Below are 25949 nucleotides of genomic sequence, written 5' to 3'. Positions count from 1 at the left end.
GCGGCAGGGGGCGGCGCTGCTATATGGCGCGCATGAGCACCAATTCCACCACTCCGCTGTCCCATATCCGCAACTTTTCGATCGTGGCCCATATCGACCACGGCAAATCGACGCTGGCCGACCGCCTGATCCAGACGACGGGCGGTCTTGCCGAGCGCGAAATGTCCGAGCAGGTGCTCGACAATATGGATATCGAGCGCGAGCGCGGCATCACCATCAAGGCGCAGACCGTGCGCCTGCATTACCAGGCGAACAACGGCGAGAAATACATTCTCAACCTGATCGACACGCCCGGCCACGTCGACTTCGCCTATGAAGTCTCGCGGTCGCTGTCGGCCTGCGAGGGCTCGCTGCTTGTCGTCGACGCCAGCCAGGGCGTCGAGGCGCAGACGCTCGCCAACGTCTATCAGGCGATCGACAACAACCACGAGATCGTCACCGTCCTCAACAAGATCGACCTGCCGGCGGCCGAACCCGACCGCATCAAGGAACAGATCGAGGAAGTGATCGGCATCGACGCTTCGGAGGCGGTGCTGATTTCGGCAAAGACCGGCCTCGGCATTCCCGACGTGCTGGAAGCGATCGTCCACAGGCTGCCGGCGCCGAAAAGCCCCGGCGGCGACAAGGCGCCGCTGAAGGCGCTGCTCGTCGACAGCTGGTACGACGCCTATCTCGGCGTCATGGTTCTGGTCCGCGTCATCGACGGCGTGCTGACCAAGGGCCAGACTGTGCGGATGATGGGCACCGATGCGAAATACCAGGTGGAGCGCGTCGGCGTGCTGACGCCGAAGATGGTCAATATCGACCGCCTCGGCCCCGGCGAGATCGGCTTCATCACTGCCTCGATCAAGGAAGTGGCCGATACCCGTGTCGGCGATACGATCACCGAAGACAAGCGGCCGACAGCCCAGGCGCTGCCGGGCTTCAAGCCGGCGCAGCCGGTGGTGTTCTGCGGCCTCTTCCCGGTCGATGCCGCCGATTTCGAGGATCTGCGCGCCGCCATGGGCAAGCTTCGCCTCAACGACGCCTCCTTCTCCTTCGAAATGGAATCGTCGGCGGCACTCGGCTTCGGCTTCCGCTGCGGCTTCCTCGGCCTGCTGCATCTCGAAATCATCCAGGAACGGCTGGAGCGCGAGTTCGACCTCGACCTCATCGCCACCGCACCCTCGGTCGTCTACAAGATGTTTATGACCGACGGCACGGAGCGCGAGCTGCACAACCCGGCCGACATGCCAGATGTCGTCAAGATCTCGGAAATCCATGAACCGTGGATCCGCGCGACGATCCTGACGCCCGACGATTATCTCGGCAGCATCCTGAAGCTCTGCCAGGACCGGCGCGGCATCCAGATCGAACTCACCTATGTCGGCACGCGCGCGATGCTGACCTACGACCTGCCGCTCAACGAAGTCGTGTTCGATTTCTACGACCGGCTGAAGTCGATCTCGAAGGGCTATGCCTCCTTCGACTACACGCTGACCGACCACCGCGAGGGCAACCTCGTGAAGATGTCGATCCTCGTCAACGGCGAACCGGTCGACGCGCTGTCGATGATGGTGCACCGGACGGCTGCCGAAAAGCGCGGCCGCGACATGTGCGAGAAGCTCAAGGAGCTGATCCCGAAGCACATGTTCAAGATCCCGATCCAGGCGGCGATCGGCGGCAACGTCATTGCCCGCGAGACGATCTCGGCGCTGCGCAAGGACGTGACCGCGAAATGCTACGGCGGCGACGCCACCCGCAAGCGCAAGCTGCTCGACAAGCAGAAGGCCGGCAAGAAGCGCATGCGCCAGTTCGGCAAGGTGGAGATTCCCCAGGAAGCCTTCATCGCAGCATTGAAGATGGGCGACGAATAACGCTTCTCAACGGTATTTTATGCGCATATAATGTGCGCATAAGACTGAGGAGATCGTTATGGCCCAGCAGCCAAGAAAAGCAGCGAACCTGTCTCTTGACGAAGGCCTCGTCTCCGAAGCGCGCGAGCTCCAGATCAACATTTCCCGGGCGGCGGAAGATGGTATTGCAAAGGCCATAAAGGCGGAGCGCGAGCGGCTTTGGCGTATCGAGAACGCTGAGGCTATCCGTCTGGAAAACGAATATGTTGAAAAGCACGGCTTGCCCTTCGCCAAATACCGTCAGTTTTAGAGCGGTTCAACGTTCACGGAAGCGTAGAACCGCTCTAAGTTTTGCTTTTACGCAATTCCTGACGGAAAACCGCTTCGCACTTTTCCTGGAATGCTCTAGTGGCACGCTTTCACGTTTATCGCCTTAAAAGCGGAAATCTCCTGGCCATCGATCTTCAAGCCAATCTGCTTGACGATCTGCCTTCGCGCGTCATGGTTCCGTTGCATCCAGTACAGGAACTGAGCTGGTCGATCTCGCGACTGAACCCACGCTTTACCATCGAGGGTGAAACCTATGTCATGGCCACCCAGCGCATGGCATCGGTCCCGACCGCGGAAATTGGAAAAGTGGTGGCGGATCTATCGGGCAAAAGCGATGCCATCATCGGCGCCATGGACTTTCTCTTCCAGGGCTTCTGAGATCAACTTCGCGCCATATACTCCTTCACCAGCCCTTCATACGCGTCCATCTCAGGCAGCGCCTCATAGCTATACACCGCGCCAGTCTCGGCGAAGGACAGTTTCTCGCTCGTCCATGTCTCGATGAAGGGGGTGAACCAGTTGGGGTCGTCGAGCATGGTCGCGCGCAGATTGACGAACCAGTCCATGCCTTCCGGGCGGGTGAACATCCAGCTCATGCAATGTGGGCAGAAATAATGCTTCGTGACGCCATGCAGGCCGCCGACCACCGGCTCGCCTTGTGTGACATCGAAGCCTTCGCTGGGGATGGCCGCACTCAGCGAATAGGCGCTTGATGTCATCTTCTGGCACCCTGTGCAATGACAGGCCATGGTGAGCAGCGGCGCGGCACTGATCTTCAACCGCACCCGGCCGCAACGGCAGCCGCCTTCCATGGGTAAGGTTCGCTGGCTCATGATGTCCTCCCGTTTTGCCTTCTGATCTAGCGGAGCTTTCCTCGCTGTCGAGGTCATCGCGGAATGGGCGGCCTTGCCGGCGTTAGAGCATTTCCGTTTTCTCCGAATCACGGAAATGCTCTCTCTCTCTCTCTCTCTCTTTGTTTTCACGCAATTCCGGACGCAAAACCGCTACGCACTTTTGCTGGAATTGCTCTAGCGGATGCGGGCTGGATTGCCGACCACGGTTGCGCCAGCCGGCACATCCCTGGTCACCACCGCACCGGCCCCGACAATCGCACCGTCGCCGATGGTGATGCCGCCGAGGATGACGGCGCTGCCGCCGATCCAGACATCGTTGCCGATGGTGACAGGCCGGGCGATCTCGATGCCCGTGCTGCGCAGTGCCGGCTCCTTGTGATGCTCGGCGCAATAGATCTGCACGCCGGGGCCGAACATGCTGCGATCACCGATCGTCACCCGGCCGGAATCGAGGATGGTGCAGCCGGCATTGAAATAGACGCGTTCGCCGAGAGTAATATTGATGCCGTAGGAGCAGTGAAACGGCGCTTCGATGAAGATATCGGGCGCGGCCTGCGCAAAGAGCGCTCGCAGGGCCGGCGCGACGGCGCCGCGCTCATCCGGCGGCAGCGTGTTATGCGCGTGGACGGCTAAGCGCGCCTGCCGGCGCAAGAGATCGAGCTCGTCATCGAGACAGCAATACCATTCGCCTGCCGCCATCTTGTCGCGTTCGCTGGCCGGCATCGCATCGGCCCTCACGCCGAGGCCCGCGAGAGCATTTCGACCTCTTCCTGCTCGATTAGGCTGATCCAGGCACGCGCAATGGCAAGGCCCGCGGCATCGGCGGCACCGGCATGTCTTGCAGCCAGTTCGGCATAGTTTTCCAGCCAGCCCGGCGCAATGCGCGCGATCGTATCGGGGAATTCGGCCTTCCATTGCGCGACGACCGCTGAATTGGCCTCGAAATGGAACTGGGTGCCATAGACGGCGCGGCCAATGCGGAAGGCCTGGTTTTCGGCGACGGGGCTCGAGGCGAGACGCACCGCGCCCTCGGGCAGGGAAAACGTATCGGCATGCCATTCGAAGATGGTGAATTCACCGCCAAGCGCCGACAACAGCGGATCGGCCCGGCCATCGGCGGTAACGCCGATCCCGTGCCAGCCGAATTCGCGGGCAATTCCTAAATGATTGTCGGCGCCATAGGCGCGAGCGAGGATCTGGCTGCCGAGGCAGATGCCGAGCACCGCCTTGCCGGCATCACCGAAGCGGCGCGTGAGCCGGACGAGTTCCGGCAGGTAGGGGTGTGTTTCGTCATCCAGCGCGCTCTGCTCGCCGCCGAGAACAACCAGCGCGTCATGGCCGGATATATCTTTCGGCAGGATTCCGTCCTGCCACCCCCGGAACCACTCGATCTCCGCGCCCGCCTCGTCGAGGGCCGCGGCAAGCGCGCCGAGGCCGGTATTCCGCATATTTTCGATGACTGCGACGCGCATGGGCTCTTCCTAGTATGGCCGATCACGGGAAGAGACCATGGCGGAAGGCGGTGCGCAAGACGCTTGTGAGAGGGCGATTGCGCGCACGCGCCACAGGGCTTAAATCTCAGCAAACGAAAGGATATCGCCATGACCGAAAAAGCCCGCGTCACGATCCTCTACTGCACCCAGTGCAACTGGCTGCTGCGCGCCAGCTGGATGGCGCAGGAGCTGCTGCATACCTTTTCCGACAGCCTCGGCGAAGTGGCGCTGATCCCCGCCACCGGCGGCAATTTCGAGATCCGCGTCAATGGCGATCTGATCTGGGAGCGTAAGCGCGACGGCGGCTTTCCCGGGCCGAAGGAGCTGAAGCAGCGGGTCCGCGACATCGTCGAGCCCGGCCGCGATCTCGGCCATGTCGACCGCGCCTCGCTCGAAAGCTGACGGCTCAGCGGTAGGGCGAGCGGCAGGTTTTGTAGATGCCTTCATAGGTCAGAAAACGGTCCGTCCTCGGATTGTAGGAGCGGTATTCGTTGCTGCACCAGGCGGCATGGCTGTTCATGTCACGCGGCTTCGGCTGCACCCTTTGCACCGGTGGCGGATCATAGGTCAGCTGCGGCCGGCCGGCAGCGCCCGGCCGGTAATAGGTCGGCCCCGCGCCGCGCGGGCGATAATTCGGCTGGACATAGGCGGGACGATGCCATTGCTGCGGCCCGAAACCGAAGCAGCCGCGAAAATCGCAGAGCGTCGATCCAGTATTGAGCGGACCAACCCCCGGCTTGCCCAGCTTCAGCGAATCGGCCCCGGCGATGGCGGGCGTGAGAATGGCGAGAAGGCCGGCGAGCAGAAGCGTGCGGGGAGCAAGCATGAGGCATTCCTTTCGATACTTCCTTTATATAGGGCGTGACCGCCGGAGCGCTATGCCCGCCTTGGGCCACTCCCGCCCATGTGATCAGCAGCTTTCTCGCCAACTGTCAGAAAAACTTCAAAAACCCAGTTGACAGTCAGGGGCCACCCCCTTACATCGCTCTCCGTCGCCCAGATGGCGGAATTGGTAGACGCGCCAGCTTCAGGTGCTGGTACCCGAAAGGGTGTGGAGGTTCGAGTCCTCTTCTGGGCACCATTCCATTCTTGATCGCTACCAAGATCAAGGAGTTAAGCCTTTCCAACCAGGTTGCGCATTTTGTGCCTTTTAGCAAAGGCCAGCCAGAATGCGCTTGAGGCTTGTTCACTCGATAGCTCCCAAGAACTCTCCGAAATCCTGATTTCTGGACGCTTATTCCCACCGCTCTTGATAGCTGGCCTCCATTGACTCCCTCACTCCAAAATGTGAACATATAGCGAACATAATGGAGTCTTGCGATGATCCGATACGCCACGTCCGCAGCCGGCAACCCCCAGCCACCAAAGGCGCGCGAGCTGTCAGCTGCCGAACCGGCCGTTGAAATGCCTCCCCCCAAGCCGGTCATTGAGGTAGCCTCTGCCGGCGCGGTGCTTGCTGCTTACCCGCTGCTGCCCAGCGGCGAGTCAGATGAGCTAGGCTCCGACACTCTGCCGAAGACCACCAAACCACCACGCCGTGCAGCAACAAAACGTAAGCCTAAGGTCGCCGAGGCAGGCGACACTCCACTCCAGCTTAGTCTGGAGGCTTAGACGCAACCATCCGACCAAGGCGTAGCGGTAGGGAACTCCCACCATAATCTATATAGCACTTCGGAATCCCGAAATTGGTTGTGGGTCTGAAATCATTGGATGTTTTTCCATGACGACAGCCCGCGAAAGGCGTCGAATTTCGGGATCCCGAAGCGGGGGAATTTCGGGATTCCGAAGTGGGATTTTTTTCTTCGAGCCGACGCGTCGGGCCTTTGCCGGGGGCAATCGGCCGGCGGTATCTGACGTTTTCCTATCAGGATCGGTCGCTTCTGGCCGGGTCAATTGCGCCCTTGGCGCTTCTCGTAAAACTCGAAGGACGTGTCTTCGGCCAAACGGGATGTCCCGAACGGCAAGCTGTTCCATTGCTCAACGCACGGCCTGCGAAACGCGCGGCTGCCGTTCCGATACCCCCGCAAGCCTCGCACAAGAACGAAATCGGATACCGGGGCAAGGATGAACATACGGCCGTTCCGCCTGTAAAGAGCCGGGCGGCTCTGAGGGTGGTCGGGAAACCTGACTAGACACTCTGGAGTTCGCTTGGGATGAAAGTCGTAATTCTCGCCGGTGGCCTTGGCTCGCGCCTTGCCGAGGAAACCAGTATCCGACCCAAGCCTCTGGTCGAAATCGGCGGCATGCCGATCCTCTGGCACATCATGAGCATCTACGCCCATCACGGGCTCAATGATTTCATCATCTGCGCCGGCTACAAGGGCTATTTGATCAAGGAATATTTCGTAAACCTTGTTCTGCACCACAACGACATCACCGTCGACCTAGCCTCCAACAGCATCAACTACCACGGCGGCACACGACCGAACTGGCGCGTGACAGTGGTCGATACCGGCATGCATTCGATGACCGGCGGCCGCATCGGGCGCATTCGCGATCATCTTACGCCAGGCGAACCCTTCTGCATGACCTATGGCGACGGCGTCGGCGACATCGATATCGCCGCCGAGGTCGCGTTCCATCGCAGCCATGGCCTCAAGGCGACGATGTGCGCGGTAACCCCGCCCGGACGTTACGGCGCCACGAATATCGAGGGGCAGTTCATCACCTCCTTCGTCGAGAAACCGAGAGGCGACGGCCAGCGCATCAACGGCGGCTTCTTCGTGCTCGATCCTTCGGTGGTCGATCTCATTCCCAGCGACGACACGATCTGGGAGGCCGGGCCGCTGGAATGGCTCGCCGCCAACAACCAGCTCGCCGCCTTCAAGCATGACGGTTTCTGGCAGCCGATGGATACGCTGCGCGAGCGCAACCAGCTCGAGGAGCTCTGGAGTTCCGGAAAGGCACCGTGGAAGCTATGGGCCTGACGGACTTCTGGAATGGCAGGCGCGTGTTCCTGACGGGACACACGGGGTTCAAGGGATCCTGGCTGTCGTTGTGGCTGGAAAAGCTCGGTGCGGAAGTGGCGGCGGTCTCGCTCGAACCCGAGACCAATCCCTCGCTCTATGGGCGGCTTGCGCCCTGGAACGGACAGGGCCACCACATTGCCGACATCCGCGAAGCGGCGACGTTCAAGCAGCATTTCATCGATTTCGAGCCTGAAATCGTCATCCACATGGCAGCGCAGGCGCTGGTGCGGCGCTCCTACGAAAATCCGACCGAAACCTTCGCGACCAATGTGATGGGAACGGCAAACGTGCTTGACGCGGTGCGGGAAACGCCCTCGGTGAAGACGGCTCTCGTCGTCACCTCCGACAAGGTCTATGCCAACAACGGCAGCGGCGTTCCCTTCGTCGAGACGGATATGCTGGGCGGCAAGGACCCCTACTCCAACTCCAAGGCCTGCACCGAACTCGTCGTCCAGAGCTACCGCGACAGCTTCTTCAAGGGGCGCGATATCAGGCTTGCGACGGTACGTGCCGGCAATGTCATTGGCGGCGGCGACTGGTCGAAAGACCGGTTGATCCCGGACTTCATCCGCGCCTTCGAAAGCAGCCAGCCGATCCTGCTGCGCTATCCCGAAGCGATCCGCCCCTGGCAGCATGTGCTGGAGCCGCTCGGCGGCTATCTCGCCTTCGCCGAGGCCTTGACACTTGCCGGCGAGCAGGAGCTGCCCGAAGCACTCAATTTCGGTCCCGATCCGCAGAGCTTCGCGACGGTCTCCGAACTTGCGGAAGCGCTCGGACGCGCTCATCGCGTCGAAGACGTGTGGCGGCTTGCGCCGGGCGAACATCTGCCCGAAGCGCCGGCGCTGACGCTGAGCTCCGCTCTGGCGCTCGACACCATCGGCTGGCGTCCGCGCCTCAGCCTGCAGCAAACAATCGACTGGACAGCCGCATGGTACAAGGCCAATCGCGAGGGAGCCGACATGCGCGCCTTCTCGCTCGGGCAGATCGCGGCTTATGAGGAAATAGTATCATGACAGCGCATAATTGCCGGTTCTGCAACGCTCCGCTGAAACATCGTTTCGTCGATCTGGGCTCGACGCCGCTCGCCAATGCCTATCTGACGGAGGAGCAGCTCAAGCTGCCCGAGCCATCCTATCCGCTGCGCGCCTTCGTTTGCACGGAATGCTGGCTGGTGCAGGCCGATGCCTTCGTTCCGCCGGAGGATATCTTCAGCCACTATGCCTATTTCTCCTCCTACAGCGACGGCTGGGTGGAGCATGCCCGCCAGTTTACGATCATGGCGCGCGAGCGCTTCGGCCTCGACGCCACATCACAGGTCATCGAAGTGGCGAGCAATGACGGCTACCTCCTCAAGCATTTCGTCGAGTCGGGCGTGCCGGTGCTCGGCATCGAGCCGGCCGAGAACGTTGCGGAAGTGGCGCGGCAGATCGGCGTTCCCACGGAAGCGCGCTTCTTCGGCAAGGAAACCGCTGCTGATCTCGTCTCCCGCGGCCTTGCCGCCGACATTGTCATCGGCAACAACGTGCTGGCGCATGTGCCTGACGTCAACGATTTCGTCGGCGGGCTTTCGGCCGTGCTGAAGCCGGACGGCGTCGTCAGCGTCGAATTCCCGCATTTGCTGCGGTTGATGGAAAACATCCAGTTCGACACTGTCTACCACGAGCATTTCTATTATCTGTCGTTGCTCGCCGTCGAAAAGGTGTTCGCGGCGCACGGCCTCAAGGTCTTCGACGTGGAAGAATTGCCGACCCATGGCGGCAGTCTCCGCGTACTGGCCTGCCGCGCAACATCCACGGCTCACGCAACCGGCCATGGCCTTGCCAAGGTGCGCACTGAGGAGGCCGCCGCCGGCTTCGACAAGGTCGAGACCTACGAGGCCTTCCAGAGCCGCGTGGCGCCGATCAAGGATGGGCTGCTCGCCTTCCTCGAACAAGCCAAACGCAGCGGCAAGAAGGTCGCCGCCTATGGCGCTGCCGCCAAGGGCAACACGCTGCTGAATTTCTGCGGCGTCGGCACCGACCTCATCGAATACGTCGTCGACCGCAATCCGCACAAGCAGGGGCATTTCCTGCCGGGGAGCAAACTGCCGATCTACGCACCGGAGAAGATGGACGAGACGCAGCCGGATTACGTCCTCATCCTGCCCTGGAACATCAAGAACGAGGTCGTTGCGGCCAACAGCAGGATCGGCGCCTGGGGCGGACGCTTCGCGGTCGCCGTGCCGGAACTGACGGTGCTCGGATGAAATTCCTTCCGACCGCGGTTTCGGGCGCCTTTGTCGTGGAAGTCGACGCACGCTCCGACGACCGGGGAATGTTCGCACGAACCTTCGACGCGCAGACCTTTGCGGCGCAAGGTCTCGTGCCGGTCTACCCGCAGTGCAATGTCTCGCAGAACCACAGGCGCGGGACGCTGCGCGGCATGCATTACCAAGCCCAACCGCGGCCGGAGATCAAGCTGGTGCGCGCCACGCGCGGCAGGGTCTTCGACGTGGCGCTCGATCTGAGGCCGGATTCGCCGAGCTATCTCAAATGGGCCTCCGTCGAGCTCGATGCCATCAGTCACAACGCCTTCTACATACCTGCCGGATGCGCGCACGGCTTCCTGACGCTCGAGGATGATTGCGAACTCTTCTACCAGATGTCGGAAACCTACGTACCGGAGCTTGCCCGCGGCGTCCGCTGGGACGATCCCGCCTTTTCCATCGCCTGGCCGTTCACGCCGAGCATCATCAGCGAGCGCGACGCCGCGCTTGACAGCTACGGCCAGGAGACAAGCCTTTGAGCGGTATCAAACTCAGCATCTGCATCCCGACCTATAACCGCGAAGCCTATCTCAGAAACTCGCTGAACCTGCCCAATCTCGTGTTCCACGAGCACGATGTCGCCCGGCACATCATCATGTGAGCCTCGCGCCAGCTTCAAAAACTAGCGTCGTGGCGGGCGCCTGCGTCTTGATTTCAATTCAACAGAATTAGCGGCATGACAAACAGGATCTTCTACACCAAGCCTTCGATCACCCAGCTCGAAACGGATTATGCGGCCGATGCCGCCGCCACCGGCTGGGGCGCGCGCTGCTACGACTATCTCAACCGCTTCGAACGTGACTTCAAAACCTATCTCGGCAGCGGCTTTGCGATCGCGACCTCGAGCTGCACCGGCGCCATGCACATGGGGCTTGCAGCGCTCGGCGTCGGCGCCGGCGATGAAGTGATCCTCGCCGATACGAACTGGGTTGCGACCGTTTCCCCGATTGTCCATCTCGGCGCAATACCCGTTTTCGTCGATGTGCGCGCCGACACGTGGTGCATTGATCCCGAGCAGGTCGAGCGCCATATCACGCCGAAGACCAAGGCCATTATCGCCACGCATCTCTACGGCAACCTCTGCGATATGGATGCGCTGCTGGAAATCGGCAAGCGGACGGGCATTCCGGTGATCGAAGATGCGGCTGAAGCGGTCGGTTCCGTCTGGCACGGCCGCCGCGCCGGCTCGATGGGCGCATTCGGCACCTTCTCCTTCCACGGCACCAAGACGCTGACGACAGGCGAAGGCGGCATGTTCGTCACCAACGACGCCGCCCTTTACGAAAAGGTGCTGACGCTCAGCAATCACGGCCGGGCTCGCGGACAGACCAAGCAGTTCTGGCCGGATGCGATCGGCTTCAAATACAAGATGTCCAACATCCAGGCGGCCATCGGATGCGCCCAACTCGAGCGCATCGAGGAACTCGTCAACCGCAAGCGCGAAATTCTGGCCTCCTACATGATCCGGCTTTCGGCCCTGCCCGGCATCACAATGAACCCGGAATACACCGGCACGATCAACGGCGCTTGGATGCCGACCGCCGTCTTTCATCCGTCGACGGGCATTACCCGCGAGATGATGCAGCAGACCTTCGAGACCGCCAATATCGACGCGCGCGTCTTCTTCTATCCCCTCTCCAGCCTCTCCATGTTCGAAGATCGGCCCGAGAACGTGAACGCCTGGAGCATTCCGGGCCGCGCGATCAACCTGCCGAGCTATCACGACATGAGCGAAGCCGATATCGACCGGGTAGCGGCAACGCTGCTCGATATGGCGGCCGGGCGGATCTATCACAACAGCACGGCATTGCGGCAGTCGGTCTAAGACAGCCCTACAGCGAAGGACAAAGAACAGTCATGACCACGAAGGACGATCGTCTCGAATTCGAAGCCCACAAGCGGGAAATGTCGCTTGCCCTCGGCAAGGACGAGACAAGTTTCCAACAATCGCTGAACACGCTGATCGGGCTCGACAAGTTCGACTATTTCTATCTCTGGTCATGGATGGGCGTGCCGATCATCCAGCTTCCGGTCGATATCCTGGCGACCCAGGAAGTCATCTGGGCGACCAAGCCCGATGTCATCATCGAAACCGGCATTGCGCGCGGCGGCTCGCTGATCTTCATGGCGTCGATCCTCGCCGCCATGGGCAACGACAAGGCCAAGGTCGTCGGCGTCGACATCGACATCCGCGCCCATAATCGCGAGTCGATCGAATCCCATCCGATGTCGAACAGGATCAAGATGATCCAGGGCGGTTCCGTCGACGACGACGTGCTTGCCGCCGTGAAGGCCGAGATCCCGCCAGGCGCCCGCGTCATGGTGGTGCTCGACAGCGACCATTCCTACGAGCATGTTCTGGCGGAATGCCGCGCCTACGGTCCGCTGGTGACGGAAGGCTGCTATCTCGTCGTCGCCGACACGCTCATCGGCCACCTGACGGAGGAACAGGCCTTCACAAAGCGCTCCAAGGTCTGGCTGCGCGGCAACGAGCCGCTGAAGGCAGTCACCGATTATCTGGCGGAAACCGACCGCTTCGAAGTCGATCCGGTTCTGAACGGCAAGCTCGTGCTGTCTTCCTCGCCGGGCGGCTACTGCATCTGCCGCAAGGCGTGAGCGGAATCAGGGATAGTCGTTCATGGCGCAGGTCGATATCGTCAACCTCAAGGACAATGCGGATCCGGCCAGACGGCTCCGACTTCCGATCAGGGACGATAGCGGCAGGCACGTCGGCGACCTGCAATGCATCGACAAGGCAATGCTTGCCGATCCCGGCCTGATCGACGACCTGACGACGTGGCGCAACCAGTCGATGCCGTTTTTCCTCACCCAGTTTAGCGCCACCGAGGAACGCACACGGCGGTGGCTGGAAACCATCTCGCTGCCCGCCGCCGACCGAATCCTATTCGTCATTTGCGATCCAGGCGGAAACCGGTTCGGCAATTTCGGCGTCTGCAACATCCGGCCCGGCTCGGCCGAATTCGACAACGTCATCCGCGGCCGGGCGAGCGATACCCGCAACCTGATGTTCCATTGCGGCATGGCACTGCTGGAGTGGATGTTTTCCGGGCTTGGGGTCGAAACCGCCGAGTTGCACGTCTTCTCCCACAATGAAAAAGCGATCGGCCTTTACAAGCGACTGGGCTTTGCGGCGGCCGAAAACCTGCCGCTGCGGCGCACCGAGGAAGAAGGCGTGGTCAAATATTCGATCGTCGCTCCATCGGAAGCAAATGCCGGCTTCGACTATCTGAGGATGGAGCTTCCGATCGAACGTTTCCGGCAGGCGCATCCATCGGCTTTGCTGACCGCCTGAAGTCCCTCACCGCACCGGCTGATAGTGGCCGCGGAGCGGAACCTTGTCGTCCATCGAGATGAAGCCGTCGCGTTCGCAGACATACATCAGCGTCGGCATGCCGCCGGAGCGGAAGATCTCGTCATAACGGCGGCGGACCTGAACGGTTTCGGTGCGGCAATTGTAGGATTCCTCTTCCTTCTTGTCCGGCTGCGCCTTGACGCCGGGAAGACCCTTATAGGGATAGAGGGGTTGAACGCCCGAATCGACGGATTTCGTCCAGTCGACGGCAAGGGCGGACGCCGGTGCGAGGCCAGGCACGGCAACGAGCGATATCAGAAGCATCATCAACAGCCGCATGGGAACTCTCCTGCCGGCTAGAGCGGTTCAGCTTTTCACGGAAACGCAGAACCGCTCTAACTTTTCGTTTACGCAATTCCGGACGGAAAACCGCTTCGCACTTTTCCTGGAATTGCTCTATAGGCCGCTTCCCCGATGTAGGGAAACCGACGACTGTCATCAAGCGGCCGCAGCGGGCGACTTCCTGAAATAACTTCTGATGACGGGATGGCCGAAGAGACCGGCAAGGATCGCAAAGCCGGCGCCGACGACAAAACCGGCAAGAAAACCGCCGATGATGCCGGCGACCAGCAGGATTTTCTTTCCCGGACCGTCGGCCTTGACCGGCGGTTCGGCCGGCGAGATGACGCGAATGTTACTCTGGTTGAGGTTCTGCTCCTCGCTCGTCTGGCTGGAGCGCTTCAGTACCGTCTCGTAAATATCGCGCGCCGCAGTCGCCTTGCGCTGCAATTCGTTCAATTCCACCTGCTTGTCCGACGAACCGGCGTGCAGCGCCTTCTGCACGGCAAGCTCCTTGGCGATGCTGTCCTCGGCGGCCTTGGCCTGCTCGTATTCGCCCCTTGCCGAGGTGGCGAGACGCTGCAATTCGCCCCTGATTTCGACTGATATGCTCTGCAGCGACGAGCGGGCCGCCTGCAGGCGCGGATGACGCGTGCCCATCTGGCTTTCGAGGCTGCCGACGGCGGCGGCCTGGGTGGCATATTGCTGACGCAGGCTGACGAGTGGCGAGGTGACGCCGCCCTCCGCCTGGTTGCCGGCGACGATGTCCTCGACGCGGAGATTGGCGACGGCATCGGCGCGCGCCTTTGCCTGGATGGTCTTTTCCTGCGCCGTCACCAGCAGCGTGTTCAGCGAGACGAGCCGCTGATCGGAGATCAGGTTGCCTTCGGTCGCGGCCATGTCGTTGTCGGCGCGGAAGGTTTCGACTGCCTGCTCGGCTTCCAGCACCTTCTGGCGCAAGTCGTTGAGGCGTCCATCGAGGGTCGAGGAGGTGTTTTCGTAAATGCCGTTCGAGGCGCTGTTCTCTTCCTCGGTGAAGGAGGTGACGACCTGGTTGGCAAGCCTTGCGGATTTTTCGGGATCGTTGGTCGTGGCAGCAAGCGAGACGACATAGGTGCTGGCCTCACGAGTGATGACCAGCGCCTTCTGCAGAGTACCGATCACAGCGGCGCCATCCGTCCGGCCGCCGGTGAATTCGGGATCCTGGTCGAGCTTCATGGCTTCGGCGACGCGCCGCAGCACATTGCCCGAAGTGAGGATCTGCACCTGGCTATCGATCAGCGCCGAGATCATTTCCGGCGAGGGACCCGACGATTGCGCGCTGGCGTCGGCAAGGCCGATCTGGCGCGGATCGAAATAGAGGCTGCTGACGGCGGTGAACTTCTGGGCGATGAGCGGCGCCACCGCCCCGCCGGCGAGGGCTCCGAGAAGCGCCAGGCCAAACACGATCAGCCTCCGGCTCCAGATCGCGGCGATACTCGAGCGGAGGTCGAGAAGCGGTGCGGCAGGCGCGGGCTCTGCATTCGGCGGCGCGTCGACGACAGGCGGTTTCGGAAGAGGAGGCGCCGGACGCTCATATTGGCGGGTTTCCGCCATGCTTGCCGGCGGTACGAAGGGTGGTGGGGCGGGTTCGGGCGATGGCCGGGCGAAGTCATCCGGGCGAATGACAGGACTGCGCACGCGCACGCCTTCCGGCGCAGTCTGAGTTGGCTCAAAACTGCGCCAGCCAGGGAGCCGGCTTACCCTGTTCCTGTCATACTGGTTCATACGCGCACTCGTGTCCTGCCCAGCGTGAAAGACTGAAGCCGAGGTGCCGATACTTTAGAAATTCTTAGCTAACGGACCGTTAAAATAAGCTCAGCGACGCCGATGTTGCGATTTGCCGCGATAGCGAGGATGCCCATGAAGACGACACGACATCTGACAGCGCTGCTGCTTGCGGCCGCTCTGATCCCGTCGCCGGCCCTTGCGGCTGAGGCCCCCTGCTACCGCGGCGTCAATTTGTCCGGCGGCGAATATGGCGAGCGCGGCGGCATCTACGGCACCAACTACACCTATCCGAGCGAAGACACGATTGGCTATTTCGCCGAAAAAGGCATGACGATCATCCGGCTGCCCTTCCGCTGGGAACGGCTGCAGCCGGCGCTCGGCGGGCGGCTCGACGAGGATGAGCTCAAGCGGATCAAAGATACGATCGGCCTGATCCGCAAACACGGCATGGCGGTTCTGCTCGACCCGCATAATTTCGGCTATTACGACAAGACCCAGGTCGGTACGGCGCCGGCGACGGATGCCGCCTTCGGGGACTTCTGGGCAAGGCTCGCCGTCGAATTCGCCAATCAGGATGGCGTTCTCTTCGGCCTGATGAACGAACCGCACGACATCAAGGCGACGGACTGGCTGGATGCCGCCAATGCCGCGATCCGCAGCATCCGCGCCGTCGGCGCTCGCAACCTCATCCTGGTGCCGGGCACCGCATGGAGCGGCGCGGGCAGCTGGGAAAAGGATGTGATCGGCGGCGCCAACGGCACGGTGATGCTCGGCGTACGAGACCCGCTCGACTTCTACGCCTATGAGGTCCACCAGTATCTCGACGCCGATTCCTCCGGAACCCATCCGACCTGCGAAGGTGCCGGCGCCGCGGTCGCCGCGATCAACGGCGTTACCGCCTGGCTGAAGCAGAACCACAAGCGCGGCTTTCTCGGCGAATTCGGCGCCTCCGCCGACAAGGACTGCATGAGCGGGTTGACCGAAATCTACGCCACCATGTCTGATAATAGCGACGTCTGGCTCGGCTGGTCCTATTGGGCGGCCGGCGATTGGTGGCCGGCGAACGAGCCGTTCAACGTCCAGCCGCGCAAGGGTCCTGAGCGGCCGCAGATGCGGCTTCTTGCCGAGGTGGCAAAAGCCGATGCCGGCACTTGCTCCGCCGTCAAGCCTGCGGGGAAATGAGCATGGCGGTCGTCGATCACAGGGCAGCAACATTCACTGTAGCCGGCACCGTCGCCGGCAACCGGCTCGATGCCGCCCACGAGGCATCGCGTACCGATTATACGGTGCTCTGGCTCGGCCTGCTCTCCGTGCTCTATAACGGCATTCTCGCCTTCATCAACCACAATATCGTGCCGCTCTCGCTGACGCATGTCGCCGCCAGCGAAGGCCTGATCATGGCGAGCGCCATCATCTATATCCTGCATAAGGGGATCTACGAGACCGACCTTCCGGCCTTCCTGTTCCTGCTGTTCACACTCGTCGTGACCATCTATGTCAGCGTGCTCAACCGCATGCTGTTCATCGATCATTTCCGCAACGTGCTGATCATCTTCTGCTTTACCGGGATCGGGGGCTGGAGCAACGAGAAAACGATGAAGCTCGTCTTTCGCTGGGCAAGCCTTGCCGTCATGATCTTCCTGATCTTCGAGATCGTCAGCGTGCCGTTCTACGTCAGCATCGTCCACCCGTCCGATTATTTCGCCAATACGCGCGGGCTGCTGCCGCTGAGCTACAACACGACGGGCCTCTTCCAGAACGCGCTCGGCTTTCCCGAGCGCTTCTCCTTCGGCATCATCGACCACCGTTCCTCCTCGATCTTCCTCGAGCAGGTGTCGCTTGCCAATTTCTGCGGCGTGATCGCCGTCTACCTGATTTCGATGTGGGAAAAGCTCAGCCGCTGGGACCGGCTGCTGATGATCGGCACGGCCGTGCTGATACTGGTGACGAACGACACGCGCACGATGCTGATCTTCTGCTTTGCCTGCATCGTCGGCTATTTCGTCTTTCCGAAAATCCCGAAGAATTTCAATCTGGCGCTGATGCCGCTGATCGTCGCCGCGGGTTTCCTCGTCTACGTCCTGAAACCCAATGCGACCGGCGACAATTTCACCGGCCGCATCAACCTGACGATGAAGAAGATCATGGAACTCGATCCGCTCGCCGTCCTTGGGCTTTCGGTCGACCGGGTCGCGGAATTCGCTGACAGCGGCTATGTCTACCTGATCTACGCGGCGACAATCTTCGGCGTCATCGCTTTATGGCTGTTCGTCTGTCTCTTTCCCGCCGGGCGCACGGCAGCACAGCGGCGCTGCGCCCATTCACTTTCTCTTTTCATTTTTCTGAATATGATGATCGGAGGAACCGCGGTCTTCTCGATGAAGATCGCCGGTCTCCTCTGGTTCGTCGTCGGATATATGCGTTTCCACGACAGCCCGCGCATCCGGCAGGGTCGTCCGGCAGATGTATTGAGTTGACCGCAGCGGGCGCCTGTCCGCGCGAGCCCTAGAACAGGATGATTTTAGGCCGGATCGGCCTAAAATCTGAATCCTGTTCTAAATCAAAGAAATAGAGCATAATGTCGTCCGAAAACCGCCCACGCTTTTCGGCATCATGCTCTGGGGAGCAAGACGCTCAATGCTTGTCCAGCTTCAATATCTGCGCGCCATCGCGGCACTGATGGTCGTCTATTTCCACGCGGTATTGCAGCTTGCCAAGGTCAATCCCGCGGTCGATGCCACCGCCTTCGTCTATGGCGAAACCGGCGTCGACATCTTCTTCGTCTTGAGCGGTTTCGTGATGTGGCTGACGACGAGCGGACGCGCGATGAGCCCGGTCGATTTCGCCCGCCGGCGCATCAAAAGGATCGTGCCGCTCTATTGGCTGGCGACGCTGTTTTCGGCGACGGTGGCGTTGCTCGCTCCATCATTGCTGAATTCGACGGTGTTCGACCTGCCGCATCTCATCGCCTCGCTGTTCTTCCTGCCATGGAGCAATCCCGCCGATCCCAGCACGATCACGCCGGTGGTCGTTCCGGGCTGGACGCTGAATTACGAAATGTTCTTCTATTTCGTCTTCGCGCTGCTTTTGCCGCTACAGGAAGCTCGGCGCATCCCGGCGATGTTTGCCGTCTTTGCCGTCATCCTGATCGCCTGCCGGCTGCTGCCGGAAACGACTGTGACCCGGTTCTACGGCGAACCGATCATGCTGGAATTCCTCGCCGGTGTCGTGCTTGGCTGGCTCTACGGGCAGAAGGTGCTTCTGCCGAACCGCTGGGCTTGGGCGGCTCTTGCCATGGGCTTCGCCTTTCTCTTCATCAACGAGGCGCTGATGCCGCCGGAAAGCCGGTTCTATGCCTGGGGAATCCCGGCGATCTTCATCGTCTACGGCGCGATCTCCATCGATTTTTCCAGGCTGCCGCTGATCGGATGGCTGAACTATCTCGGCGACTGCTCCTATAGCATCTATATCACCCACGCCTTCACCCTGGCTTTTCTCAGGGTCGCCGCCGACCGCCTGCCGATCGGCATCCTGCAGCAGCCGGTGCTCTTCGTGATCCTCTCGCTGGTGCTCTCGTCGATCGGCGGCGCGATCATCCATGAGATCACCTCGCCGCGCCGCCGGAAGGTTGCGGTGGCGAGCCGGCCGCCGGCCTAAAGCGCGTCGAAGGCGAGAATACGCATCCAAGCGGCGCTGACGGTACAGTTTTTCGCGCAACTTCTCCTAAGCTTCAGACTGAGCAATGACAGAACTTGCACAGACGTGATGGTTTATCTTGCAATTTGTCGCATGAATGAAAGTGCGCCGGCCTATTCGCGGTCCGGGCTTTGATCTAAGCACAGCGGCGGCCTTGGAGAGGGAAGAGGGAAAGACATGACAAGTTACGTATTGACGGTATCCTGCAAGTCGACGCGCGGCATCGTGGCGGCGATTTCGAGTTATCTGGCCGACAAGGGCTGCAACATCGTCGATAGTTCGCAGTTCGACGATCTCGATACCGGCAGGTTCTTCACGCGCGTCAGCTTTATCTCCGAGGAAGGCGTGCCGCTTGCCGAACTCAAGGAAGGCTTCGAGCCGATCTGCAAGCGGTTCGCCATGGATGCCGAGATCCATGACGGCAATGCCCGCATGAAGGTGCTGTTGATGGTGTCGCGCTTCGGCCATTGTCTCAACGACCTGCTCTACCGCTGGAAGATCGGCGCCCTGCCGATCGATATCGTCGGCGTCGTCTCCAACCATTTCGACTACCAGAAGGTCGTGGTCAACCATGACATCCCCTTCCACCACATCAAGGTGACGAAGGAGAACAAGCTGCAGGCCGAAGGCCAGATCATGGATATCGTCGAACAGACGGGCACCGAACTGATCGTGCTGGCGCGTTACATGCAAGTGCTTTCGGATGCGATGTGCCAGAAGATGTCCGGGAAGATCATCAATATCCACCATTCCTTCCTGCCGAGCTTCAAGGGCGCCAACCCTTACAAGCAGGCCTACGGCCGCGGCGTGAAGCTGATCGGGGCGACGGCGCATTACGTCACCGCCGATCTCGACGAAGGCCCGATCATCGAGCAGGATACGGCGCGCATCACCCATGCGCAGTCGCCCGACGATTATGTTTCGATCGGCCGCGATGTCGAAAGCCAGGTGCTGGCGCGTGCCATCCATGCCCATATCCATCACCGCACCTTCCTGAACGGCAACCGCACCGTGGTCTTCCCGGCAAGCCCGGGTGGCTACGCCTCCGAACGCATGGGCTGAGCGCAGCCCTGCATCTCTTTTGCTGGCAAACGACAATCCCCGTTGCCTGCCAGCGGCAAGTACTTGATTATCTCGTTCAATAGGTAATCGAATCATGCTGCGGGAGGGGTGTCATGACCGACGAGGCGCTTGTTGATCGCATGGCGCTGCCGCGCCCCGACGTGACCGCCACCGACGCGGAGGAGATCCTCCTTGCTCATTACAGCCTCTCCGGCAGGCTTGCCGAACTCGGCAGCCAGCAGGATCGAAACTATCGCGTCGATAGCGACAGGGGTCGTTACGTCCTGAAGATCTGCCATGCCGCCTACGAGATCCGCGAGCTCGAAGCACAGAATGCGGCGATCCGTCACCTCAAAAGCAGGCAAGGTGCGCCGCGCGTTCCGAAGGTGATCGCCACCAATGACGGGCGGGAGATCGTCGTCCTTACCGTGCGTGGGCAGGGCTATCAGGCTCGGCTGCTGGAATATCTGGAAGGCCATGGGCTGACGGAGCTGACCTATCTGGCGCCGGCTTCCGTTGCGGCCCTCGGCGCGCTCTGCGCCAGGCTGGCGCAGGCGCTTGCCGATTTCGACCATCCCGGTCTCGACCGCAGCCTGCAATGGGATCTCAGACGAGCGGGTCCCGTTGCCGTGCAGCTGCTTTCGGCCATCACCGACGGTGCGGCGCGCGACCGGATCGCCAAGACCATGGTGATGGCCGTTCGCCGCATCCAGCCGTTGGCGCCATCGCTTCGGCTGCAGGCCGTGCATCACGACGTCACCGGCGACAATGTCGTCGGCCACCGTGACGCCCGTGGCCATATCATCCCCGACGGAGTGATCGATTTCGGCGACATTATCCGCGGCTGGCTGGTCGGCGACCTCGCCGTCACCTGCGCTTCGCTGCTGCATCAGGCAGATGGCGACCCTTTTCATATCCTGCCCGCCGTCACCGCCTATCAGGCGGTCTATCCGCTGAGCGACGAGGAACTGAAGGCGCTCTGGCCGTTGATCGTCGCACGCGCGGTCATTCTCGTCGCCAGCGGCGAACAGCAGATTTCGGTCGATCCCGACAATGACTATGTCCGCGACAATCTCGACCGCGAGCGGGCGATCTTCGATACGGCGATGTCGGTTCCCTTCGATCTCATGGAAGCGGCGATCCTCAAGGCAGCCGGCGCAGATGTCGCCGCGCCGGAAACATCGGGATGGCTGCCGTTGCTGCCCGACATCGATCCCGCCGGGATCGCCTATGTCGATCTTGGGGTGCGGAGCCCGCATTTTTCCGCCGGCAACTGGCTGAATACCGACATGGACTGGCGGCTGCTTGCCCGCATGGCAACCGAAAACGGTACGGCAGCGACGCGCTACGGCGAATATCGGCTTTCCCGCGCGGGAACTGCCAAGGGACAGGCGACCTGCGCCCTGCATATCGACATATGCCTGGCCGCAGGCAGCGCGATTGCCGCGCCCTTTGCCGGCCGCATCGGCTGGAAGGAACAGCATCTAACGCTCGCCGGCGACAACATGACCCTGCATCTCGACGGGCTCGACCTCTCGGTCGAGGATGGAGCCGAGATTGCCGCCGGCGATTCGCTCGGCACGGTTTTCGGAGAGGCGTCGTCGCTCGGCGGGCTCCGCGTCCAGCTTTGCAGCGTCGCCGGTCTCGAACCGCCGCTCTTTGCCTCACCGCGCGCGGCGGCGGCCTGGTCGGTGCTCTGCCCTTCGCCTTCGCTGCTTCTCAGCCCGCAAGCGGATGCGCCGCAAACTGAAACCGCCGCGCTCTTCGCCAGGCGGCGGGCGCATCTCGCAAGGCCGCAGAAGAATTATTATGCGGCGCCGCCGCAGATCGAGCGCGGCTGGAAGGAGCATTTGTTCGATGTCGAGGGCCGCGCCTATCTCGACATGGTCAACAACGTCACCATCCTTGGCCATGGCCATCCCAAGCTCGCGGCGGCGATCAGCGCGCAATGGCTGCGGCTCAACACGAATTCGCGCTTCCACTACGCCGCGATCACGGAATTTTCCGAACGCCTCGCCGCGCTGTCGCCGGATGGGCTCGACGCGGTCTTCCTGGTCAACAGCGGCTCGGAGGCGAACGATCTGGCGCTTCGGCTCGCGCAAGCCCATAGCGGCGCGCGCAACATGCTCTGCCTGCTCGAAGCCTATCATGGCTGGTCGGCGGCGAGCGATGCCGTCTCCACCTCGATCGCCGACAATCCGCAGGCACCGACCACCCGGCCGGACTGGGTGCATGCCATCGTTTCACCGAATACCTATCGCGGCGCATTCCGTGGTCCCGATACCGCGGCAAACTATCTCAGCGCGGTAACGCCGGTGCTGGAGGCGATCGACGCCGGCGGCAACGGCCTTGCGGGCTTCATCTGCGAATCGGTCTACGGCAATGCCGGCGGCATTCCACTGCCGGACGGTTATCTCAGGGAAATCTATGCGCAGGTGCGCGCCCGCGGCGGCCTTTGCATCGCCGATGAGGTGCAGGTCGGTTATTCCAGGCTCGGACATTATTTCTGGGGCTTCGAGCAGCAAGGGGTGGTGCCCGATATCATCACTATCGCCAAGGGCATGGGCAACGGCCATCCGCTCGGCGCCGTCATCACCACGCGGGAGATCGCGCAATCGCTGGAGAAGGAGGGCACTTTCTTTTCCTCCACCGGCGGCAGCCCGGTCAGTTGCGTCGCCGGCATGACGGTGCTCGACATCATGGCCGAGGAAAAGCTGCAGGAAAATGCCCGGACGGTCGGCGATCATCTGAAGGCGCGGCTCGCCGCGCTGATCGATCGCCATCCGATTGCAGGCGCCGTGCACGGCATGGGCCTCTATCTCGGCCTCGAATTCGTCCGCGACAGAACGACGCTGGAGCCGGCGACGGAAGAGACGGCTGCAATCTGCGACCGGCTTCTCGAACTCGGCGTCATCATGCAGCCGACCGGCGATCACCAAAATGTGCTGAAGATCAAACCGCCGCTCTGCCTCAGCATCGACAGCGCCGATTTTTTCGCGGACATGCTGGAGAAGGTGCTCGAAGAAGGCTGGTGACACAGGGCTTCCAGCATTAACCAAATCGGTCATTTCGAGGCATTTCGATTTTTAATGAAACGGGCCATTGCCTGATACAGCAAGGCTTCCTATGTCTGCCGCGGTGATCGATCGAAGTTCGATTCTGTCATGCGAATTTAACGAAGAGCTGATATGTTTCTTTCTGTAAGTTCGGGCTGTGACGGAATGAATTTTTTCGGATCGTCGATATTTTGACACGTTTCGGAATATGTTTCTGACAGGCTATCGGGTAATCTCTACCAAGTTAGTGGATTATCGAAGGCAGCCTTCACCGGCCCCGGGCTCTACCGGGACCACTCAAGTGCAACGCCAACACAAGGAACGAGCATGATAGACATCGATATTCTCGCCGATCTCCTTGGGCGATCTGTGCTTGGCAATGACCGTCCGGGCGCCCTCTCCCGCCCGAACTGTCGAATGTGACGTTCGTCCTCCTTTCAACGGTACCAGACAAGTCAATTCGCCATGGCTGCGCATGTTGTGCGGCAGGAGTTCTATCTATGAAAAAGCAAGTTATCGAATATGCAGGCGTTCCCGTCGGGATCGTCATTCCCGATGAAGACCGGCTGAAATTCATCGCCGTGAAATTTCATGTCCACGACCTCGACGAGCAGCGTTTCGGCTCGCCGGACGAGGTGCGGCTGGCCATCCATGACCTGATGACCCGCCGTCATCCGAAGCCGCTTCATGCCTGAGGGCATGAGGCCGCGATTAGCATTCACGGTTTTTCCCGATGTCCGACCGGTCCCGCCAAATGGGGCCGGTCTTGTTTTTTGAGGACATTACAGCGCCGCGCGTCTTTATCAGACGCGCAAAGGACGCTGTAACACTTTGAATTGCTGCATAATTTTATCCTTAAATCGATTCCGATTTAAGGAATTATGCAGTACAGTCCTACCGGCCGCCTTTCCGCATAAGGATCCGCCCTTGCCCGATCTTCTGAACCTCATCACCGATATCGAAGGCGTTTCCGTCGGCCATGCGACCGACCTTGCGCTCGGTTCCGGCGTCACGGTCATCATCTTCGACGAACCGGCCGTCGCATCGGGCACGGTGCTCGGCGGTGCGCCCGGCGGGCGCGACACCGGCCTGCTCGATCCGTCGATGACCGTCAATGCCGTGGATGCCTTCGTGCTTTCCGGTGGCTCGGCCTTCGGGCTGGATGCCGCCGGCGGCGTGCAGGCAGGCCTGCGCGAACTCGGCCGCGGCTTTGCCGTCGGGTCGGTGCGCATTCCGATCGTGCCGCAGGCAATCCTGATGGACCTGCTGAACGGCGGCGACAAAGATTGGGGCCTTCACTCGCCCTATCGCGACATGGGTTATACGGCACTGCAGGCTGCAGCCAAGGGCACATTCGCGCTCGGCACGACAGGTGCCGGGACGGGAGCGACGACGGCCACCGTCAAAGGCGGGCTCGGCTCAGCCAGCGCCGTCAGCAGCGCCGGGCATCGCGTCGCAGCGATCGTCGCCGTCAATGCGCTCGGTTCGGCAACGATCGGCGACGGGCCGCATTTCTGGGCGGCACCCTTTGAAAAAGACGCGGAATTCGGCGGGCTCGGCATGCCTGCGGTGGCCGACCACCGGATGCGGCTCAAGGGCATGAACACGCCGGCAACGACGATCGGCGCAGTGGTGACCGATGCGCAGCTGACGAAGGCCGAGGCGCACCGGCTATCGCTTGCCGGCCATGACGGGTTTGCCCGAGCACTACTTCCGGCGCACCTGCCGCTCGACGGCGACACCGTCTTTGCCGCTTCGACGGCCAGGCATCAAAGAGACGACATGGCAAGCCTGATGGAGCTTTGCCACCTTGCGACCATCGTCATGGCGCGGGCGATCGCCCGTGGCGTATACGCTGCCACCGCGCTGCCGGTCGAGGGCGCGCAAAAGGCCTGGCGCGACCGCTATGCGAGCAGCAGCTGATTGAATAGGGTCAGACTCTCTACAGATCCAATATGCCGAATGGCGGAGAGACGTGAATGCAGATCCGGGCGCTGATGTATTTCGACGAGCTGGTCAGGACCAATTCGATGCGTCAGGCGGCCGAGAACTTGAATGTCGCGCCGACGGCGATCAGCCGGCAGATCGAGAACCTCGAATATCATTTCGGTGCGCCGCTCGTCGAACGCAGCGCCCGTGGTGTCAAGCTGACGGCCGCCGGCGAGCTGCTTGCCGCCCGCGCCGGCCGGACGCTACGCGAGCTCGATCATGTGCAGCAGCTGATCGAAGACCTGAAGGGCCTGCAGCGCGGCCGCGTCAGCATCTATGCCAATGGCGCCACCGTCGCTAATCTGCTGGCGCCGGCGCTTGCCGAATTCAGCCTGAAATATCCGAAGCTGCGTTTTACCGTGACGATCACCAGCGCGCGGCAGGCGATCGATGCCGTCAACAGCGCCGAGGCGGATATTGCGGTGACGCTGTTTGCGCCACCGATGTCCGGCACCAAGGTGCGGCTGCGCTCCGAGATCGGCTATGATCTCATCGCCACGCCGCAGCATCCGGCCGCCGCGCATGCCGAGATCCCGCTGAGGACGCTTGCCGACTACGCATTGGCGCTGCCCGATCAATCCTTCGGCTTCCGCCAGGCCTTCGACGCGCTGTTCGAGAAGGAGGGGTTGAGCCTCGATCCCGTCTTCGTTACCAGCTCGCTCGAAATGCTGAAGGAACTCGTGCTCAGCGGAGCTGCGGTCACGCTGCTGCCGGCGCTGACCGTCCGCCGCGAGATCGAAGCGGGTCAGCTCCTTGCCATTCCGCTGGCCGGCAAAACCGGCATCCGCACCCATGTCGATCTCTGCGTCGCGCCGGACCGGCAGCTGTCCTTCGCCGCGACGAAACTGCTCGACTTCATCGAGAGGTTCATGCGCGAACGCACGAACCGCAGGGCCGAGACGAAAGACTGACGCCTCGAGCTTGCATTGCCCGCGGAT

Annotated in this window: 27 protein-coding genes and 1 tRNA gene; 22 read left to right on the top strand and 6 right to left on the bottom strand. The window is 61.5% G+C overall.

Annotation, left to right across the window (positions count from 1 at the left end):
• Positions 1-23: 23 nt before the first annotated feature.
• From lepA to GR198_RS20110, 3 genes are all read left to right on the top strand, one after another.
• The gene (gene lepA, locus GR198_RS20120) at positions 24-1856 is read left to right on the top strand and encodes a translation elongation factor 4 (protein ID WP_130662656.1); all 1833 of its coding nucleotides are present in this window, start codon (positions 24-26) and stop codon (positions 1854-1856) included.
• Between the two features lie 58 nt (positions 1857-1914).
• Positions 1915-2145: a type II toxin-antitoxin system CcdA family antitoxin gene (locus GR198_RS20115; RefSeq protein WP_164069462.1), complete on the top strand. Its 231-nt coding sequence runs from the start codon at positions 1915-1917 to the stop codon at positions 2143-2145.
• A gap of 98 nt (positions 2146-2243) precedes the next feature.
• Positions 2244-2543 carry a CcdB family protein gene (locus tag GR198_RS20110; protein ID WP_164069461.1) on the top strand — a complete coding sequence of 100 codons (300 nt, stop codon included), beginning with the start codon at positions 2244-2246 and terminating at the stop codon, positions 2541-2543.
• Positions 2544-2545: 2 nt separating this feature from the next.
• Here the strand turns inward: GR198_RS20110 and GR198_RS20105 are convergent, their stop codons facing one another.
• The 3 genes from GR198_RS20105 to GR198_RS20095 form a co-directional block, all read right to left on the bottom strand.
• The gene (locus tag GR198_RS20105; RefSeq protein ID WP_029873667.1) at positions 2546-2998 is read right to left on the bottom strand and encodes a GFA family protein; all 453 of its coding nucleotides are present in this window, start codon (positions 2996-2998) and stop codon (positions 2546-2548) included.
• A 195-nt stretch (positions 2999-3193) separates the two neighbouring features.
• Positions 3194-3742: a sugar O-acetyltransferase gene (locus tag GR198_RS20100; RefSeq protein WP_029873668.1), complete on the bottom strand. Its 549-nt coding sequence runs from the start codon at positions 3740-3742 to the stop codon at positions 3194-3196.
• Positions 3743-3753: 11 nt separating this feature from the next.
• Positions 3754-4491: a type 1 glutamine amidotransferase gene (locus tag GR198_RS20095; protein WP_029873669.1), complete on the bottom strand. Its 738-nt coding sequence runs from the start codon at positions 4489-4491 to the stop codon at positions 3754-3756.
• A gap of 129 nt (positions 4492-4620) precedes the next feature.
• On the opposite strand from GR198_RS20095, the gene GR198_RS20090 reads away from it, so the two are divergent.
• Complete coding sequence (locus GR198_RS20090; RefSeq protein WP_003544579.1) at positions 4621-4914, top strand: SelT/SelW/SelH family protein; 294 nt, start codon at positions 4621-4623, stop codon at positions 4912-4914.
• 4 nt (positions 4915-4918) lie between these two features.
• On the opposite strand, the gene GR198_RS20085 is transcribed toward GR198_RS20090, so the two are convergent.
• Positions 4919-5338, bottom strand: a complete 420-nt coding sequence (locus GR198_RS20085; protein ID WP_003544577.1) for a BA14K family protein — start codon at positions 5336-5338, stop codon at positions 4919-4921.
• A gap of 168 nt (positions 5339-5506) precedes the next feature.
• Here GR198_RS20085 and GR198_RS20080 point away from each other — a divergent pair.
• The 10 genes from GR198_RS20080 (at position 5507) to GR198_RS20035 (ending at position 13099) form a co-directional block, all read left to right on the top strand.
• A tRNA-Leu gene (locus tag GR198_RS20080) sits at positions 5507-5593 on the top strand.
• Positions 5594-5832: 239 nt separating this feature from the next.
• On the top strand, positions 5833-6123 hold the full coding sequence (locus GR198_RS36260) for a hypothetical protein (RefSeq protein WP_029873670.1): 291 nt from the start codon (positions 5833-5835) through the stop codon (positions 6121-6123).
• Positions 6124-6665: 542 nt separating this feature from the next.
• A complete protein-coding gene (rfbF, locus tag GR198_RS20070) occupies positions 6666-7439 on the top strand; it encodes a glucose-1-phosphate cytidylyltransferase (protein ID WP_029873672.1) in 774 nt (257 codons plus the stop codon).
• Positions 7430-8494 carry a CDP-glucose 4,6-dehydratase gene (rfbG, locus tag GR198_RS20065; RefSeq protein WP_029873673.1) on the top strand — a complete coding sequence of 355 codons (1065 nt, stop codon included), beginning with the start codon at positions 7430-7432 and terminating at the stop codon, positions 8492-8494. Before rfbF ends, rfbG begins: the two co-directional genes overlap by 10 nt.
• Complete coding sequence (locus GR198_RS20060; protein ID WP_029873674.1) at positions 8491-9726, top strand: class I SAM-dependent methyltransferase; 1236 nt, start codon at positions 8491-8493, stop codon at positions 9724-9726. Before rfbG ends, GR198_RS20060 begins: the two co-directional genes overlap by 4 nt.
• Positions 9723-10265 (top strand): dTDP-4-dehydrorhamnose 3,5-epimerase, encoded by a 543-nt coding sequence (gene rfbC, locus GR198_RS20055; RefSeq protein WP_029873675.1) that lies wholly within the window; start codon positions 9723-9725, stop codon positions 10263-10265. Before GR198_RS20060 ends, rfbC begins: the two co-directional genes overlap by 4 nt.
• Positions 10262-10387, top strand: coding sequence for a hypothetical protein (locus GR198_RS36140; RefSeq protein WP_281412172.1), 126 nt, complete (start codon positions 10262-10264; stop codon positions 10385-10387). The genes rfbC and GR198_RS36140 overlap by 4 nt, the downstream gene beginning before the upstream one ends.
• Before the next feature lie 75 nt (positions 10388-10462).
• Positions 10463-11611 carry a DegT/DnrJ/EryC1/StrS family aminotransferase gene (locus GR198_RS20045; RefSeq protein WP_164069460.1) on the top strand — a complete coding sequence of 383 codons (1149 nt, stop codon included), beginning with the start codon at positions 10463-10465 and terminating at the stop codon, positions 11609-11611.
• Positions 11612-11643: 32 nt separating this feature from the next.
• A complete protein-coding gene (locus GR198_RS20040) occupies positions 11644-12402 on the top strand; it encodes a cephalosporin hydroxylase family protein (RefSeq protein WP_164069459.1) in 759 nt (252 codons plus the stop codon).
• Positions 12403-12424: 22 nt separating this feature from the next.
• On the top strand, positions 12425-13099 hold the full coding sequence (locus tag GR198_RS20035) for a GNAT family N-acetyltransferase (RefSeq protein ID WP_164069458.1): 675 nt from the start codon (positions 12425-12427) through the stop codon (positions 13097-13099).
• A 6-nt stretch (positions 13100-13105) separates the two neighbouring features.
• Here the strand turns inward: GR198_RS20035 and GR198_RS20030 are convergent, their stop codons facing one another.
• Together GR198_RS20030 and GR198_RS20025 are read right to left on the bottom strand one after the other, a co-directional pair.
• Complete coding sequence (locus GR198_RS20030; protein ID WP_017962830.1) at positions 13106-13438, bottom strand: hypothetical protein; 333 nt, start codon at positions 13436-13438, stop codon at positions 13106-13108.
• A gap of 159 nt (positions 13439-13597) precedes the next feature.
• Complete coding sequence (locus GR198_RS20025) at positions 13598-15205, bottom strand: GumC family protein (RefSeq protein WP_164069457.1); 1608 nt, start codon at positions 15203-15205, stop codon at positions 13598-13600.
• Between the two features lie 135 nt (positions 15206-15340).
• Between GR198_RS20025 and GR198_RS20020 the strand changes: the two genes are divergently transcribed.
• The 8 genes from GR198_RS20020 (at position 15341) to GR198_RS19985 (ending at position 25922) form a co-directional block, all read left to right on the top strand.
• Positions 15341-16390 (top strand): glycoside hydrolase family 5 protein, encoded by a 1050-nt coding sequence (locus GR198_RS20020; RefSeq protein WP_164069456.1) that lies wholly within the window; start codon positions 15341-15343, stop codon positions 16388-16390.
• Between the two features lie 2 nt (positions 16391-16392).
• Entirely contained in the window at positions 16393-17685 is a 1293-nt protein-coding gene (locus tag GR198_RS20015) for a hypothetical protein (protein ID WP_164069455.1), read from the top strand.
• Positions 17686-17845: 160 nt separating this feature from the next.
• On the top strand, positions 17846-18865 hold the full coding sequence (locus tag GR198_RS20010; RefSeq protein ID WP_164069454.1) for an acyltransferase family protein: 1020 nt from the start codon (positions 17846-17848) through the stop codon (positions 18863-18865).
• A gap of 216 nt (positions 18866-19081) precedes the next feature.
• On the top strand, positions 19082-19966 hold the full coding sequence (gene purU, locus GR198_RS20005) for a formyltetrahydrofolate deformylase (protein ID WP_003544549.1): 885 nt from the start codon (positions 19082-19084) through the stop codon (positions 19964-19966).
• Between the two features lie 113 nt (positions 19967-20079).
• Positions 20080-23001: an aminotransferase gene (locus tag GR198_RS20000; protein ID WP_164069453.1), complete on the top strand. Its 2922-nt coding sequence runs from the start codon at positions 20080-20082 to the stop codon at positions 22999-23001.
• Positions 23002-23522: 521 nt separating this feature from the next.
• Positions 23523-23717 carry a hypothetical protein gene (locus GR198_RS19995; RefSeq protein WP_003544544.1) on the top strand — a complete coding sequence of 65 codons (195 nt, stop codon included), beginning with the start codon at positions 23523-23525 and terminating at the stop codon, positions 23715-23717.
• A gap of 232 nt (positions 23718-23949) precedes the next feature.
• Positions 23950-24945 carry a P1 family peptidase gene (locus GR198_RS19990; protein ID WP_164026555.1) on the top strand — a complete coding sequence of 332 codons (996 nt, stop codon included), beginning with the start codon at positions 23950-23952 and terminating at the stop codon, positions 24943-24945.
• 56 nt (positions 24946-25001) lie between these two features.
• Entirely contained in the window at positions 25002-25922 is a 921-nt protein-coding gene (locus GR198_RS19985) for a LysR family transcriptional regulator (protein WP_003544535.1), read from the top strand.
• The last annotated feature ends 27 nt before the right edge of the window (positions 25923-25949 follow it).

Origin of the sequence: Rhizobium leguminosarum (genome assembly GCF_010668065.1) — a bacterium.
GTDB lineage: Bacteria > Pseudomonadota > Alphaproteobacteria > Rhizobiales > Rhizobiaceae > Rhizobium > Rhizobium leguminosarum_S.
This window is presented reverse-complemented; position numbering and strand designations above follow the sequence as displayed.